Origin of the sequence: Kiloniella laminariae, assembly GCF_027214005.1 — a bacterium.
GTDB classification, from domain to species: Bacteria; Pseudomonadota; Alphaproteobacteria; order Kiloniellales; family Kiloniellaceae; genus Kiloniella; species Kiloniella laminariae_A.
The window spans coordinates 17,426-33,863 of the sequence record NZ_JAPWGY010000002.1; the positions used below are offsets into that span (position 1 = coordinate 17,426).

A 16,438-nucleotide genomic window follows, 5' to 3' on the forward strand; every position below is an offset into this window, starting at 1 on the left:
CCAGCTACTCTAGCCTGTCGCAGAAGCGGCGTCTTCTATAATTATCTGCACGGCATCTGGGCCTGACCAACTGTCCTTCTTAAGCTTGCCGCAGACATGAACAGGAAGCCCTCCGCTATTGAGAAGGAACTGCCCTAAATCAGTATCAAGGCAACGAAAGGCAATCCCTTTGATTGTCCGGCCATCCGCTCCACTGATAAGACACCTGACATGACTATCCCCGACAATCGCCGGACGCAGTATTCTGACCTGTGGCAGAACGAAGCGCGGCTGCGCATTACCCACACCATAAGGGCCACAGGAATCCAGAAGCTCTACCAGATCACCATTGGCGCCCCCCGGATGTAATGCACCATCAATACCAATTGAGGGAACAAAAGAAATGTCAGCCAGTTCTCTGGAAAGCCGCTCTGTCAAAAAGATACAGAGATCCTGATACCGCTCACGCGTTACCGTCAAACCTGCGGCCATTGCATGACCGCCACCATTTTCCAGTATCCCCGCCTGCCGGGCTGCAATAACAGCTGCCCCCAGATCGACACCTGGGACAGACCGCCCTGATCCCTTGCCAACCCCATGGTCATCAAAGGCAATGACAAACGCAGGGGCGTTATAGCGATCCTTCAAGCGGCTGGCGACAATTCCAATCACCCCCGGATGCCAGCCTTCGCCAGCAACCAGAATACAACCGGCCCCTTCTGAAAGGGCTGCCGCCTGCCCCAATGCCTGATCAAGCACCTCGGCTTCAATCTGACGGCGCTCGCTGTTCAGCTCTTCCAACTGGCGTGCGATGCTTTCAGCTTCATCCTGCCTGTTTGTCGACAAGAGCCGCGCCCCCAGCCAAGACTGCCCGACACGGCCTCCCGCGTTAACCCGTGGACCAAGCGTAAAACCAAGGTGACCACTGTCCGGACGTTCCGATAGCTTGGCAACATCGGAGAGTGCGACAATGCCGGGGTTATTCCTTTTTGCCAGGACTTTCACGCCCTGACTGACATAGGCCCTGTTCAGCCCTGATAGGGGCACAACATCACAGACTGTTCCCAGGGCGACCAGATCCAGCAGGTTCATCAGGTTGGGCTCCCTCACCCCCTGTCTGGTGAACCAGTCCGCCTCGCGCAATTGACGATTCAACGCAACCAGGACCAGAAAGACAACTCCAACGGCAGCCAATGAAGTAAACTCCCGGCTTTCATCCTGACGGTTCGGATTTACCACCGCGACTGCTGGTGGCAAACTGGCTTCAGCCTCATGGTGGTCGATGACAATAATATCCAGACCCGCTTCCCGGGCACCTTCAAGCGGTTCAAATGCCGAGGTGCCACAATCAACCGTGATAACCAGTGAACACCCTTCTTGCTGCAGTTTCAGCAGGGCGGGAAGATTCGGTCCGTATCCCTCGCTTACCCGATCCGGGATATGAACCTTCAATTCCAGACCAAGTTGGGAAAAATAGCGCAGCAGCAGTGCACTTGACGTTGCTCCATCGACATCATAATCGCCAAAGACCGCTATGCTTTCCCTGTTTTCAATGGCCTGAAGAATACGCCCGGTCGCGGCATCCATTCCCTTAAAGTCAGAAGGATTTGGGAGCCAGTCTCGTAAAGTCGGTTTAAGATAAGCTTCTGCCGTCTCCAATCCGACGCCCCGTGCAGCAAGGATACGCCCGACAATCTCAGGTAAGCCCAGCCGCTGGCTCAGTGCCAGTGCCGTTCTTGAATCCAGCAACCTGTCTTCCCAGCGTTTTCCGGTTACAGAGTTTTCAACTCCAAGAAAAACAGCGCGATCTTCCCCTGATTTCTTCACTATTCAACTGCCCTTAATAAATGAATTATCAAGCCTAGCCTGCCGGTTCAAAAAGACAAGACAACAAAATACAATGCCCAAAATGACAAGAGGCGCACAAAGGCGCCTCTTGCATAGATAGGGATAACCGCCGGGATCAAACACCCAGATTGTCGTACCAGGTCTTACGATAAAAGTTATGCGTCGCATCGACAATACGTGACGTGCCCGTTTTGGAACGCATCACAATGGATTGTGTCGTCGCACCACCCTGATACCGGCGAACCCCGCGCAGCAAAGAGCCATCGGTAACGCCTGTTGCGACAAACATCACATCGCCCTTGGCCAACTCGTCAATCATGTATTTGCGATCAAGATCTTCAATTCCCCAACGCTTGGCGCGGGCAACTTCATCATCATTCCGAAACACCAGACGCCCCTGGAACTGTCCGCCAGTGCAACGCAAGGCCGCAGCAGCCAGAACACCTTCCGGTGCACCACCAATTCCCATATAGAGATCGATTCCACTGTCGAAGCGGCTGGTTGCCAGCGCCCCGGCGACATCCCCGTCACCAATGAGAACAATACGGGCACCACATTCGCGTACCTGGGTGATTTTCTCTTCATGACGCGGACGATCCATGATGCAAACCACCAGATCACTGATGTCCATCTTTTTCGCCTTGGCCAGATTACTCAGGTTGTTAAAAACCGTTTCATCAAGATCAACGACACCTTCTGGCAAACCTGCACCAACAGCAATCTTGTCCATATAGGTATCTGGCGCGTTCAGGAAGTTACCTGACTCTGCCATGGCAATAACTGTCATCGCATTTGGGCCACCTTTGGCCGTCAGGGTCGTCCCTTCAAGAGGATCAAGGGCGATGTCGATACCAGGTCCGCCAAGTCCGACTTTTTCACCGATATAAAGCATCGGGGCTTCGTCGCGCTCACCTTCACCAATAACCACAGTGCCGTCGATCGCCATACCATTAAGCGCATCGCGCATGGCATTAACGGCGGCCTGATCTGCGGCTTTTTCGTCACCGCGTCCCATCAGACGCGAGGCGGCCAAAGCCGCTGCTTCGGTGACTCTGACGGTCTCGAGGGCCAAGTTCCGTTCCATATCTTTGTCCTCTGACTTTGATAGTGTTCACTTTGAACAGGTTTAACTTCAGATTGCTTCGCTTCAGAGCGAGACAATCCGGATCATATTTGGTTTTTCAAGGACACAATCCAGCCCGGAGATACTCTCCAGTGCACGGATCATGGCCAGCTCAACTGTTTCTTGGGTCGTGATAACCAGGGGCACGGCCTTACCCGGATTTGATTCGTGCTGCAACAACGACTTCACTGATATTTTCTCGCGCTTGAGAATAGCAGCAATATCGGCAATTACCCCGGGGCGATCCTCGACAGTCAGACGCAGATAATAAGAACCTTCCCGTGTCTCCACAGGCTGGGAAACTGCTTTTTCCAGCTTTGCTGCCGGAATACCAAATGTTGGCAGGATCGTGCCACGTGCAATATCGACCAGATCAGCAACAACTGCCGAAGCCGTTGGGCCACCACCAGCCCCTGCCCCTTCGAACACAGAAGTTCCAACATGATTGCCTTTGCAGACGACAGCATTCAGCACCCCTTCAACAAGGGCGATCGGCTGTTCTGCCGGAACCATGCAGGGATGGACACGCTGATCAATTCCGTCTTGTGTCTTACGTGCAATTCCAAGCAATTTGATCCGGTACCCAAGCTCGTCGGCATAGGCAATATCAAGTGAGCTGATCGCGCGGATGCCTTCGATGTAGACCGAATCAAAATCAACTTCACTGCCAAACGCGAGGGACGCAAGCAAGGAAAGCTTGTGTGACGCATCAATCCCGTCGACATCAAAACTTGGCTCGGCTTCGGCATAGCCAAGCTCCTGAGCTTCAAAAAGCACTTCCTCGAAATCCCGGCCAGTTTCACGCATGTTGCTGAGAATAAAATTACAGGTTCCGTTGAGGATACCATAAACCAGATCAAAAGAATTCGCCGCGAGTCCCTCGCGGATTCCCTTGATAACCGGGATGCCTCCCGCTACAGCAGCTTCATAGGCAAGCGCTACACCGGCTTCTTCAGCCTTGCGTGCCAGTTCAGCACCATGATGGGCCAGCAGTGCCTTGTTTGCCGTGATCACATGCCGTCCCTTGGCGATAGCAGTCTCAACAACCTCTTTCGCAATGCCTTCGGAACCACCGATCAGTTCCATCACAACATCAGCATCACTCTCTGCCGCCATGGTAACGGCATCGTCGTACCAGGTGATATCACTCATATCAAAATCGCGGTTTTTCTTGCTGCGCGCAGAGACGGCGACAATAGAAATTGCCCGCCCCGTGCGCAGGGTCAGAAGTCCGAGGTTTTCCTGAATCAGTTTTACAGTTCCGGTACCAACTGTTCCCAAGCCGGCAATAGCAATCTTAAGAGGTTCACTCACGACTTCATTTCCGTTTGTTGTATTGTTCTAGAATAGCATCAGCATTTTGCATCATGGTCTTGACATTTTTAACCGCCTGGCGGGTCCGCTGTTCGTTTTCAACCAGTCCCAGGCGAACAAATCCCTCACCATACTCCCCAAAACCAACTCCGGGAGCAACAGCGACATTGGCGTGTTCCAGCAACAGCTTGGAAAATTCAAGCGAGCCAAGATGGGCGAATTTTTCTGGCAAAGGCGCCCAGGCAAACATCGTTGCTGGCGGGCTCGGGACATTCCACCCCGCCGCAGCAAGCCCCTTGATCAGAACATCACGACGTCCGCGGTAGCGATCACGCATCTCGTCAATACAGTCCTGAGGGCCATTCAATGCAGCAACCGCAGCCACCTGCATCGGGGTAAAGGCCCCATAATCCACATATGATTTGACCCGTCCCAGAGCGGCAACAAGCTTCTGATTTCCAGAACAGAAACCAACACGCCACCCTGCCATGGAATAGGTCTTGCTCATGGAAAGGAACTCCACGGCAATGTCCTTGGCCCCAGGCACCTGAAGAATAGACGGTGGCACAAAATCATCAAAATAGACTTCGGCATAGGCGAGATCCGAAATGATATAGATTTCATGCTTACGGCAGAAGTCTACGATCTCGGCATAAAAATCCAGATCCTTGACTTCAGCTGTCGGGTTTGAAGGATAATTGAGAATGACGGCAAGCGGCTTTGGCACCGAGTGTCGGACTGCTTTTTCCAGCTGATCAATAATGCTTGTATCAGGCCCCATCGGCATGGAACGAATGGCAGCGCCAGCAATGATAAAGCCAAAGGCATGAATTGGGTAACTTGGGTTCGGCGCCAGAATGATGTCGCCAGGACTCGTGATCGCCTGAGCGAGGTTTGCCAGACCTTCTTTCGAACCAATCGTTACAATTGTTTCGTTATTGGGATCAATCTCAACGCCAAAACGGCGCTGGTAGTAAGCGGATACTGCTTTGCGTAGTCCTGGTATTCCACGGGACGTTGAGTATCCATGCACTCTCGGATTCTGGGCGACCTCTGTCAGTTTGTCGATAACATGTCGGGGGGGAGGCTGGTCGGGATTCCCCATGCCAAAGTCGATAATATCACGCTTCGCCGCTCGGGCCGCCGCCTTCAGTGCATTGACTTCGGCAAATACATAAGGTGGCAGACGTTTGATACGGTGAAATTCCTGAACCATTCCCAACTCGACATTTTTGATAACAACAATGATTTTTAACAGGCATCCAACAGGAAAACGGGACGTTATGTGCCGCCGTTCCTCCCTGATAGAGCTGTCACCCAGCCCCAATAAAAAAGGCCACGAAGCAGATAGCAGAATACCAGCTCCGTGACCAATCTTTTTATGCGTCTTACTGCTCGGGAAAAATCGAAATATCCCTGATTAATTTACCCTGATTAATTCACATAGATCTCAACGCGACGGTTACCTGCTTCCCCTGTCGGCATGAATTCATGAAAAACCGGGTTCGTGTCGGAACGCGCATCCGTTATCACCTGCGAAGAACTGACACCAGATTCGACAAGCGCCTGGGTAACCGACTGGGCGCGGCTGGCGGATATCTCCATATTCACCTGCTGGTGAGTCAGCGCATCAGTCAATTGGGTACGCGAGCTTGAGTGTCCCAGGACTGTGATCTGGCCACCACGCTGTCCGTAGAGAGAAGCCACATCCCGAATAACCTGCATATCCTGCTGGTTCAGGCGTGAGGACCCATGGGCAAAATAGATTACAGCAACAAGCTGACCACCAGTCCCGGCGGAAGAATATCCACTGGACTGCTGCGTGTAACCACTCTGCTGGGCATAAGGCGATCCCCAGCTCGGCGTGTTAAATGCCGGACCATTATACTGTGTCGGGGCATAGGAAGGCGCGCCGTTCGGGAAAGCCGGAGGCAGAGCAGCCCCCTGCGAGGAAATCACCGTGGTCTGCTGAGAAGGCTGAGGTGCGGCAGCAGTCTGGGGAGAAGCAGAGGGGAGCTCGCTTTGCGTCACTGTCGGTGATGCCGGAACTGCCGGGCTTGCCGTCACGGGTGCCTGGGGTACTGAGGGCGGAGGTGCTGGCGGCACCAAGGTCGAACGGGCCGTCAAAGGCTGATCGCTGTACTCGGCATTGTTCCTGTCGGCGATCAGACCTTCTGTCACCTGGTCTCTCAGGTTTCCAGGAGTTGTCTGTGGAGATTCCCCCGGAACGCTGGACAGATTCGGAAAACCTTCTGCCGGAACGACGTTCTCGGCTGATGTCACCTTTGTCGGCTGCTCAGGCTCATCGCTGCTGAACCATTCGATCGGGTTGGCCCAATCAGGTGTTGACGAGCAGGCACCGAGCAAAAGTGGTAACAACATCACCCCTGCGAAGCGGCTTACGCCCCCTTTACGATAGAAATTTTTTTTATTCTGCTCAGGCATACGACTGTCCTTGGTCATTATGAATGACCATTCCCCCTCGAATACGTCAAAAAAACCGTAACTTGTACTCTACTGATTAGCACCAGTTTTACAATACAGGCTGACGATATTGACCTCACTTGTTGTTCTTTGTGCTTCCAGCTGTAACAATGCGTGTATAACATTGAAAGTCCGACAAGGCGATATCCGATTCAACAAAAAGACCAAACAGATCATAGGGAAGGCTTAATGGCCGATCAACACCCCCCCAAAATAAACCTCCCGGATCCTGCCGAGCTGGCAGAAACCATGTCTGCAATCTCAGAAAAAAGCCAGGAGTTGATCAAAAACTTCATGGCACGGCAACAACCGTTGAACCCGCAGGAACACGATCCTGATCCTTTACGGATCGGACAGGCCTTCCTGGAAATGTCGCAAAAATTCTGGTCTGATCCCGATAAGGCCATGAAACTGCAATCCGATCTTTGGCAAGGATATACAAACCTCTGGCAGCAAACCGCCAATAACTTCCTCGCTGCAGGAAAAACAGAATCTGACGAAAACAAAAAAAGCCCTGCCCCGAAACCCAAAGGAGATCGTCGGTTTCAGGATGAAGCCTGGGAGAACAATCCCTTTTTCAACTTCATCAAACAGTCCTACCTGCTCACCTCGGAGACCATTCACAAATCGGTTACCAGTGTCGATGGTCTGGATAAACAGGACGCCCTCAAAGTCGACTTCTATACGCGACAGTTTCTTGATGCGGTTTCCCCAAGCAACTTCCTGATGACCAATCCCGAAATCTTGCGGGTAACAACAGAAAGCGGGGGAAAAAACCTGCTGCAGGGGCTCGAGAATCTGATCAGCGACCTTGAAAAAGGCCGGGTCAAAATGACCGACGAAGACGCCTTTACCCTGGGGGAGAATGTAGCCACCACCCCTGGTAGTGTCATTTATCAAAACGAGTTGATGCAGCTGATCCAGTACAGCCCGACAACAGAACAGGTCCACGAGCGACCCTTGCTGATTCTTCCTCCCTGGATCAACAAGTTTTACATTCTGGATCTGAAAGCCAAAAACTCCTTTGTGAAATGGGCTGTAGAACAGGGCTTCACAGTTTTTATGGTTTCCTGGATCAACCCAGATGCCAGGTTGGCTGAAAAATCTTTTGAAGACTATATGTTGCTTGGCCCCCTTGCGGCGCTTGATGCCATTGAGCAGGCAACCGGGGCAAAAGAGGTTAATGCCATCGGCTACTGCCTCGGCGGAACACTCCTGGCCAGCACACTTGCCTATATGGCAGAGAAAAAAGACAAGCGGATCAAAAGCGGTACCTTCTTTGTTACCATGACCGACTTTTCCGAAGCCGGTGAGCTACGCGTCTTTATCGACGAGGATCAGATGGTTTCCCTTGAAAAGCGCATGGCAGACAAAGGCTATCTCGACGGCGCAGAAATGGGCACCACCTTTAACATGCTCCGGGCCAACGACCTGATCTGGTCTTTTGTTGTAAATAACTATCTTCTGGGGAAAACCCCCTTCCCCTTTGATCTGCTGTACTGGAATTCAGATACGACCCGCATGCCTAAAAGCATGCACAGCTTCTACCTGCGAAAAATGTATCTGGAAAACAAACTGGCCCAGCCCGGCGGCATTGTTCTCGACGGTGTGCCAATTGACCTTGGCAAGATAACAGTGCCCAGCTTTATCATCTCGGCCAAGGAAGATCATATCGCGCCCTGGAAATCGACCTATGCCAACACAAAGCATTTTTCCGGGAAAAAAGAGTTTGTTCTGTCTGCCTCAGGACATATTGCGGGTATTATCAACCCGCCTGACGCCGGAAAATATTCATACTGGACCAACAGGGACACACCCGCTGATCCAGATGAATGGCTGGACAAAGCAACAGAAGCACCGGGATCCTGGTGGCCACACTGGGCTGAATGGGAAAAGAAGAACAGCGGCAAGCTTGTTGACGCAAAGAAACCAGGCTCTGGTAAACTCAAAATAATCGAACCTGCTCCGGGCAGTTACGTCAGGATCAGGTAGTCAGGTTTAAGAACGCTACCTATCTTCCGGGTATCCGAAAGAAACCTCCACAAGAAAAAAACCGTCACAGCAGCCAATCTGATGCTGTGACGGTTTTTCTCTTTGGCTTCTCAATCCAGTCGAAAAACCTGCTTATCTCACTCAAGGGGCTGCCGATAACTCTTTCCCAGTTCGGCATAGTTCGATGCAGAGTACAGAATCCCCTGTTGCTCTTCTGCGGAAAGATCTCTGAATTTTTTTGCCGGAGAACCTGACCAGAGTTCTCCTGTTGGCACTGTTTTACCAGGAGTAAGCAAGGCCCCGGCTGCAACCATGGCCCCGCTCTGAACGACCGCCTTGTCCATCACAACCGCCCGCATTCCGATAAAGGCATTGTCTCTGACGTCACAAGCATGCAGCAATGCCGCATGACCAACGGTAACACCATCTCCGATATTGGTCGGAAGACCGCCCCCTGTCTGCCGGTAGTCCCCACCCTGGCGATCGTGGTTAACATGAATAATAGTGCCATCCTGAATATTTGTATTCCTGCCAATGCGAATCGCATTAACATCTCCGCGAACGACACATCCATACCAAATGGAAGACCCTGGTCCGATTTCGACATCCCCGATGATAACAGCCGTCTCGGCAATAAAAGCTTCGGGAGAAATTTTCGGGAAGATCCCCCGATAGGGAAGAATCAAAGCTGCCACAGCGTCCTCTTTTTCTGTATTTGTTGTTTCACATAACGACAAGAATCCAGCTTAACAAACAAATGCTTTTGTTATATAAGCAAAAAGGGGGTTCACATTTTTACCCTTTTTCAACCTCTTTAAATCCATATATAACACCCGTTACGAGATTAATCTGGAGCGCAGAGAATATGCTTAGGGGCAAACACGATATTTTTATTTTGGCATTTGCCGCCGTTATCGGCCTTAATACCCTTCTTTTTTCTTCCCCCAGTCACGCAAGAACGAATGAGCCCAGATGGTATCAGCAGCAGGTCTGCCTCGCTTCTGCCTATAAGGAAGTAAATGAACCGCAAAAAGCTGAAACTCATAATGCGAAAGCAAAAAAATCCAGAAGTAAACTTGCCAGTTCTGGGGTTCCAGATTCGCATATCCGGGAACTTGCTAACCGTACCCTGAAAATGCTGCAGTTTGGCATCCAGGGTAATCGCGAGGCCCGCGGCCCTCGCCTCTGTGAACAGTGGTATCCTGTTGGCTGATTGCCCGGAAAACCCTCACAGAAAAGGACGGCATTGCCGTCCTTTTTTATTATCTGATGCCCTGAAGAACTACCCTGTTTCCAGCCCAGCAACCTCTGGCAAGCCCAGCATCAGATTCATATTCTGGACTGCAGCACCTGAAGCTCCTTTGCCAAGGTTATCAAGACGCGCAATCAAGACAGCCTGCCCGGCTTTGTCATTGGCAAACACAAAAAGTTCGAGTGCATTTGTGTTATTCAGGCTATCCGGTCGTAAAAAGGCACCGCGTTCCAGCGCATCTGTTGTATTCAGTTCTTGAACTTTCACAAACCGGGAATGACGGAAATGATCGACAAGTGCCTCATGAATTAGATTACCCGTCGTGCCTGATTTCAACTGCGCAAAGTGCAAGGGAACAGAAACCAACATTCCCTGAGCAAAATGACCAACAGAAGGAAGAAATAAAGGACGATGTTTCAGACCATTATGAAGCATCATTTCCGGTACATGCTTATGCCCCAGCCCGAGGCCATAAGTCCCAAAAGGCTCAACCTCGCCACCCTCATGAATAGCAATCAGGGCCTTGCCGCCACCGCTATAACCGGAAACACCCTGAACACTAATATGTGCTGTATCAGGCAATATTCCTTGTTCAACCAGTGGCTTGATCAAGGCAATTGCACCTGTCGGATAACAGCCTGGGTTACTTACACGTTTCGAAGAAGCAATCCGCTCCCGATGTCCTTCTGTCATTTCCGGGAAGCCATAAACCCAGTCAGGATCAACGCGATATGCTGTACTGGCATCAATAATTCTGACATCAGGGTTCTCGACCAGCGCAACAGCTTCGACAGCTGCTTCATCAGGCAAGCAGAGAATCACCAGATCAGCCGAGTTCAATAGTTGCTTGCGGGCCTCATTATCCTTGCGCAACTCAGGAGAGATAGAGAGAACCTCGAGATCCTGGCGAGCTTCAAGACGCTGCCGCACCTGAAGCCCGGTTGTCCCTGCTTCGCCATCGATAAATATTTTTTTGCCCGCGCTCATGAGATCAAATCCTGAACCAGTAACTGAAAAACAAGGATAATACCTGTAGCCAAGACAACATAATTACAAGGAAAATTCAAATCTGAAACCGTTTTTCTTTACTGCAATAATAAGATAGACAGCCATAGCAGCCCTCCACGATAACGGAGAACAAAATACTGTTCCGCCAATGCTCAACTCAATTAGGGATTATTTTAACTTCAAGCCTTCAGCATTTCCGTTCTTGCGACCAAGGACAACCGTAACGACCTGCCCTCTTGTTTGTGATCGCGTAGAGACAAAATAATACCGGTCCCCCAGAGCGTAGACCAAAAAACAATTGTCGGGCTGCGGCACCAGGGTCTGATAAGAAAAACAAACCAGATCATTCTTGACCTGCCAGTTCCCCTGGGTCAGCTGAACAAAATCATAGTAGGCAACGCGACCATCGCTGCTGATATACTCTACCCACCTCAGATCTTTCCCAGGCAAATCGTTCCCGGGCAAATCTGTCTCGGGCAGGCCAGCCTCTGGGGCCTCGGCACGGGCTTGCTCTGGATTGGAAAGGTATTTCCCATAGAGGGTATTTCCAGATATAGCCCCAACGATCTCGTTCTCGGGCAAAAGAAAGGCCCCGGCAGAAACCAGTTCGGGCTCGCTGGCAAAAATCCTGTCACTCTGCGGCTGCGTGGTCGCAACACATGCCCCAAGAGCAAAGAATACAAACAGGGAAACACATCGCAGTTTCGGTATAAGGGATCGAGAAGATTTCAAGCTCATCACCCTGGCCAGAAAATCGTTATCCGGATTGTGGCCTTACAGTATAAATCACTTTGCACAGAGTGATAAGAAGAAAACACGCACGCCCTCATCCCAGTCTAAGGGAAAAATCACTCCTGCCTCCTCAAGGCTTCTGGCATGTTGCTTTCAAATTCACTGATTTCTGCAAGTAACCACTTGCGAAACAAGCGCCCATCCGGCGTTAGCTCTCTTACTGCAGAAGACACCAGATAGTAGGAAAAAGGGGACTTCGTCCACTTGCCCAAAACCGGAACCAGGCGCCCAGACAGAACATCATCAGCAATGAGGACCGAACGCCCCAACATCAGTCCCTCACCATTGCGCGCAGCATTGATCAGCAAATGTGTGTCACTAAAAGAATAGCTGTCATGACCAGCAGGGCTTTCCCTTGCAAAATCATCCAGCCATTCCTCAAGACTCAAACGGATACCTTCGGGCCCACCTGCATCGCGTAACAGAGTGATCCTTGAAAAAAAATCTCCCTCGTTTAATAAATCAGGATGACAGGCAGGTCCGATCATCTCCCCCATCAACAGCTCTGACGTCAAGCCCTTATAGTTTCCCGGCCCATAGCGAATGGCAAGATCAACAGATCCATCTGAGAAATCCACAAGTTGATCAGACGTCAGGATCTCCAACTGTATTGAAGGGTTCGCCTTTCTGAATTTTTTCACCCGAGGCCCAAGCCATTCTGCAGCAAAAGAAGGCAAAACTGACAGGCGAAGCTTGCGGGGCGCTTTTTTGTTTTGCAATGCCTCGGTCATTTCATCCAGACGATCAAACATCACGGTTAACCCGGCAAGATAGGTCGCGCCTGTTTTTGTCAACTCGATAAAATTGGCCCCCCGATCAAAAAGCGAAAGCCCCAACCACTGCTCCAGAGAGCGAACCTGTTGGCTGACAGCAGAGGCAGATACAGACAGCTCCTCGGCAGCGAGAGAAAGACTGCCGGTTCGCGCTGTTGCCTCGAATGCTTTCAAGGCATTCAACGGAGGAAGTCTACGTTTTTTTAGCATAAGAAAATCTTATTCAGCCTAATATCTTCTGCTTTTACATCTGCAGAGTTTATCCCCATCTTGGCTTTAACAGATACCATGGTGAATAATAGGGGTATAGTCATCAACGACATCGTCTTGTCGAAGAAATAATTCCTCTGTCATGATATTGCAAATCTGAACATCACTCGCAAATAGCAGGAATTAATACAATGCAGCAGCCACAGATCAATTCCGGCATTCTTCAGATGTCTCTGGCGATGGTACTCTCCGGTTTCATCGGCCTGTTTGTCTTTGAATCCGGACAATCACCCTTTAATGTCGTCTTCTTCCGCTGTGTTTTTGGAGCGACAGGGTTGGGCCTTTATTGCTGGTACAAGGGCTACCTGACAAAAGATGTTTTGGTAGGGCGAAACATCATCCTTGCCTTGCTCGGTGGTGCCGCCCTTATCTGTAACTGGATACTTCTGTTTTCCTCATTCGAGCTGGCATCTATCTCGGTCAGTACGACCATTTATCACACCCAGCCTTTTTTTCTGGTGATCTTCGGTGCAATCTTTCTGGGCGAGGCGTTTAGTCTTAACAAGATAATCTGGCTGATTATCGCGTTTAGCGGTCTGGTTCTGATCGTCAATCCCGACACAGAATCCTTCACAGGAAACATCCAGATGCTCAAAGGAGCAGGCCTCGCACTCGGTGCTGCTGTCCTCTATACCTTCACCACCATCGTCGCTAAACGCCTGAAACAGATGAAACCTCACCTGATTGCCTTCCTGCAAGTCAGTCTCGGGGTTGTGATGCTGGCCCCGTTCGTCGACTTCTCCGCGGCTCCCACTGAAGCTGCGCCCTGGGGATTTTTAATTGCTCTTGGCCTGATTCATACCTGTTTCATGTACATCATCATGTATTCTGCATTCCAGAAACTGCAGACACCTGTGATAGCCGTTCTATCCTTTATCTATCCTGTAGTTGCGATCATCCTTGACTATGTCTTTTACGAACAGAATCTCAGCCTGCTGCAAATTTTGGGGATTATCCTCATCTTGCTCAGTGCAGCTGCTGTCAATCTGGGTTGGAAACTGCTTCCAGGCAGGGCCGATCCCACAAAGAAAATCGCCTAGCCCTTTAATCGCAAGGAACGCTGGTTTGCCAGTCACTCGAAATGGTGATTATCGGCAAACCAGCGTTTTACATAATCGACAAATTTCCTGAGCTTCAACAGTTGGCCTCCATAATTAGGCAATATGTCAGAACAATGAATTCTGATAAGATCACATTATACAGGCATTTCTTTCCTGATATCTTTGCTCAAATCCTTGCGAAAGTATCAGATATGACCTTTATTCTCGCCATGTGCACCTATGCCCTGACCATGTCCATCTCGCCCGGCCCCGTCAACATCATCACCTTGACCTCTGGCCTGAATCACGGCATAGGCAAAACCGTTCCTTTTGTTGCCGGAGCGACCATCGGTTTTACCGGTCTGCTCTTTGCTATTGGATTGGGTGCAAACGAGTTAACTGCCCGTTTCCCCGATGCCATGCAAACCATCGGCTATATCGGTGCCGCCTTTATGCTCTATATGGCCTACAAGATTACCTTCTCTGGTGACACTCTATCCCTCGGATCAGAAACCAAACCGGGATTTCTACAGGGCTTCCTGCTCAACATTTTGAATCCAAAGGCCTGGATCGCCAGCCTGGCAGGGGTGACAGCCTTTACTGTAAAAGAGGATATCTCCAGCCTTTTCCTGTTTTGCGGACTTTATTTTGTCATCTGCTTCGTTGGAGTTGGGTCTTGGGCCGTTGCAGGCAGACAAGCCAAAGCCCTCATCCAGACAGAAAGTCACATACGTGTTTTCAATACAATCATGGGTGTGGCTTTGGCAGCTGTTGCCTTATACCTGATGATTTAACACTTATTGAATAACAGAGCCTGATAACAGAAGTTCAACTTTCCAATTGCTCACCAGAAAACATGCACTGGTACGAAACAACATTTATATCCCGTCCGTTAAACTCGCTAATGGTCGCTTTTTTCCCTGAACGTGCACAATACTTATCACCGAGTTCTTGAATATCAGAAGGAATTGGTTCGCTTAAGGGAATCAATTTGTGAACGATAATGACATAGTCAGGGCCAGAAAAGGACACTCTCTCAAATGCGCCAGATACGTTTCCGTTATTGGCATCGTATTCGCTCCAGTACCAAGAAAATTTGGGATTATTTCGCGAGGCAACAGATGTTTTCACACGCTGATGACTGCTGGATACCCCTGTATCACTAAACTGTTTATTCGAGTCAGCAACACAACCGGAAACAGCAAATCCCACAAGCAAAGACAAAATCGGCCCTTTGAACATCATTTTCTCCCTTACAAGAAATTCCCTAGGCTGATACAGCACGTTGATAAGGCGTTTCTCGAACTGGCAGATGAATGATTGCCGAAAAAGCTCCGACACCGATACCGACCCACCAAACGGCGTCATATGAACCATAACCATCATACATCACCCCGCCGAGCCACACCCCCAGGAATGAGCCAAGCTGGTGAGAGAAAAACACAATCCCGTAGAGTGTTCCCATATATTTCAAGCCATAGATTTGGGCAACCAACCCCGAAGTCAGCGGCACCGTCGCCAGCCAGAGAGACCCCATGGCAATAGAAAAGATTACCACGGATGTCGGCGTCATCGGGAAGAGAATAAACAGGATCGCAGCTATGGTTCGTCCGGTATAGATAAGCGCCAAAAGGTATTTTTTCGACCACTTCTTGCCCAGATAGCCCGCCGTCACCGTGCCGACAATATTCGTCGCGCCGATAATTGCGATAGAAAAGGCACCCAGCGCCGAGGTTGTATTCACCCCCAGACTGCGAAGGACCGAATTGGGCGGAATCGCCGCGCAGACTTCGGTAATATAGGCCGGGAAATGTGCCGTTACAAAAGCCAGCTGAAAACCGCAGGAGAAAAACCCGAGGAAAATCATACCATAAGTGGGATCGCGCAGAGCTTTCCCAAGTACCGCGCCCAGACTTTCCTGTATTTCTGTCGTCGAGGCTATTCTTTTACTGCGCATAAAAGGCAGCACCAGCAACACAGCGATGATCACAACAGCGAAAACCAGAAAGACCGACGACCAGGGCATGATCTGTAATAAACTGTCTGCTGCCAGCGGACCGATAATCTGCCCGGCAGATCCTGCCGCAGTGGCAATACCCAAAGCAAGAGACCTGTTTTCATCTGACGCACTGCGCCCAACCACAGCGAGAATAACGCCAAATCCTGTTCCTGCGACCCCAAAACCCACGAGAATTTCAAGTAGTTGATGTGATTCCGGGGTCACGGCAAAACTGCTGAGAACCAGCCCCAGCGCATAGACGACAGCTCCAAGGATAATGGCTTTGATATCGCCAAACTTTTCTGCCAGAGCACCAAAGATCGGCTGACCAATCCCCCAGGCCAGATTTTGAATGGCAATGGCCATGGAAAATTCAGATCGTAGCCACCCGAACTGGTCAGCAATTGGAATTTGAAATACACCGAAACTGGCGCGGATGGCAAAGCCCGTCATCAGGATCAGACAACCAGAGAGCAGTATGGGTGTAAAGAGGCCCGACGCAGTTGTTTTTGCATTTACTGACATTACGTCTTACCCCGTTTCATTCTGAACTTAACCACCAGT

Annotated in this window: 15 protein-coding genes; 4 read left to right on the forward strand and 11 right to left on the reverse strand. The window is 50.4% G+C overall.

All coding sequences use genetic code 11. The features are described from left to right. Positions 1-9: 9 nt before the first annotated feature. The 5 genes from recJ to O4H49_RS04805 form a co-directional block, all read right to left on the reverse strand. Entirely contained in the window at positions 10-1,806 is a 1,797-nt protein-coding gene (gene recJ, locus O4H49_RS04785) for a single-stranded-DNA-specific exonuclease RecJ (protein ID WP_269422294.1), read from the reverse strand. Between the two features lie 136 nt (positions 1,807-1,942). After that, positions 1,943-2,911: a class II fructose-bisphosphatase gene (glpX, locus tag O4H49_RS04790; protein ID WP_269422295.1), complete on the reverse strand. Its 969-nt coding sequence runs from the start codon at positions 2,909-2,911 to the stop codon at positions 1,943-1,945. Positions 2,912-2,974: 63 nt separating this feature from the next. After that, the gene (locus O4H49_RS04795) at positions 2,975-4,264 is read right to left on the reverse strand and encodes a homoserine dehydrogenase (protein WP_269422296.1); all 1,290 of its coding nucleotides are present in this window, start codon (positions 4,262-4,264) and stop codon (positions 2,975-2,977) included. A 4-nt stretch (positions 4,265-4,268) separates the two neighbouring features. Further along, positions 4,269-5,480, reverse strand: a complete 1,212-nt coding sequence (locus tag O4H49_RS04800; RefSeq protein ID WP_269422297.1) for an LL-diaminopimelate aminotransferase — start codon at positions 5,478-5,480, stop codon at positions 4,269-4,271. 218 nt (positions 5,481-5,698) lie between these two features. Then, entirely contained in the window at positions 5,699-6,727 is a 1,029-nt protein-coding gene (locus O4H49_RS04805; RefSeq protein ID WP_269422298.1) for an OmpA family protein, read from the reverse strand. 210 nt (positions 6,728-6,937) lie between these two features. On the opposite strand from O4H49_RS04805, the gene O4H49_RS04810 reads away from it, so the two are divergent. Continuing rightward, positions 6,938-8,740 carry a PHA/PHB synthase family protein gene (locus O4H49_RS04810; RefSeq protein WP_269422299.1) on the forward strand — a complete coding sequence of 601 codons (1,803 nt, stop codon included), beginning with the start codon at positions 6,938-6,940 and terminating at the stop codon, positions 8,738-8,740. A gap of 137 nt (positions 8,741-8,877) precedes the next feature. Here the strand turns inward: O4H49_RS04810 and O4H49_RS04815 are convergent, their stop codons facing one another. Beyond that, positions 8,878-9,435: a gamma carbonic anhydrase family protein gene (locus O4H49_RS04815; RefSeq protein WP_269422300.1), complete on the reverse strand. Its 558-nt coding sequence runs from the start codon at positions 9,433-9,435 to the stop codon at positions 8,878-8,880. A gap of 62 nt (positions 9,436-9,497) precedes the next feature. Here O4H49_RS04815 and O4H49_RS04820 point away from each other — a divergent pair, with 62 nt between their 5' ends. Then, on the forward strand, positions 9,498-9,953 hold the full coding sequence (locus O4H49_RS04820; protein ID WP_269422301.1) for a hypothetical protein: 456 nt from the start codon (positions 9,498-9,500) through the stop codon (positions 9,951-9,953). A 69-nt stretch (positions 9,954-10,022) separates the two neighbouring features. On the opposite strand, the gene argC is transcribed toward O4H49_RS04820, so the two are convergent. The 3 genes from argC to O4H49_RS04835 all read right to left on the reverse strand — a co-directional run bounded on the left by argC (position 10,023) and on the right by O4H49_RS04835 (position 12,775). Next, positions 10,023-10,979: an N-acetyl-gamma-glutamyl-phosphate reductase gene (gene argC / locus O4H49_RS04825; protein WP_269422302.1), complete on the reverse strand. Its 957-nt coding sequence runs from the start codon at positions 10,977-10,979 to the stop codon at positions 10,023-10,025. 189 nt (positions 10,980-11,168) lie between these two features. Then, a complete protein-coding gene (locus O4H49_RS04830) occupies positions 11,169-11,732 on the reverse strand; it encodes a hypothetical protein (RefSeq protein ID WP_269422303.1) in 564 nt (187 codons plus the stop codon). A 116-nt stretch (positions 11,733-11,848) separates the two neighbouring features. Then, positions 11,849-12,775, reverse strand: a complete 927-nt coding sequence (locus tag O4H49_RS04835) for a LysR substrate-binding domain-containing protein (RefSeq protein WP_269422304.1) — start codon at positions 12,773-12,775, stop codon at positions 11,849-11,851. Between the two features lie 191 nt (positions 12,776-12,966). Here O4H49_RS04835 and O4H49_RS04840 point away from each other — a divergent pair, with 191 nt between their 5' ends. Together O4H49_RS04840 and O4H49_RS04845 are read left to right on the forward strand one after the other, a co-directional pair. After that, positions 12,967-13,875 carry a DMT family transporter gene (locus O4H49_RS04840; protein WP_269422305.1) on the forward strand — a complete coding sequence of 303 codons (909 nt, stop codon included), beginning with the start codon at positions 12,967-12,969 and terminating at the stop codon, positions 13,873-13,875. A gap of 212 nt (positions 13,876-14,087) precedes the next feature. Then, positions 14,088-14,669 carry a LysE family translocator gene (locus O4H49_RS04845; RefSeq protein ID WP_269422306.1) on the forward strand — a complete coding sequence of 194 codons (582 nt, stop codon included), beginning with the start codon at positions 14,088-14,090 and terminating at the stop codon, positions 14,667-14,669. 34 nt (positions 14,670-14,703) lie between these two features. On the opposite strand, the gene O4H49_RS04850 is transcribed toward O4H49_RS04845, so the two are convergent. Both O4H49_RS04850 and O4H49_RS04855 read right to left on the reverse strand, forming a co-directional pair. After that, positions 14,704-15,120, reverse strand: coding sequence for a hypothetical protein (locus tag O4H49_RS04850; protein WP_269422307.1), 417 nt, complete (start codon positions 15,118-15,120; stop codon positions 14,704-14,706). Between the two features lie 22 nt (positions 15,121-15,142). After that, on the reverse strand, positions 15,143-16,399 hold the full coding sequence (locus O4H49_RS04855) for an MFS transporter (RefSeq protein ID WP_269422308.1): 1,257 nt from the start codon (positions 16,397-16,399) through the stop codon (positions 15,143-15,145). Positions 16,400-16,438: the final 39 nt, after the last annotated feature.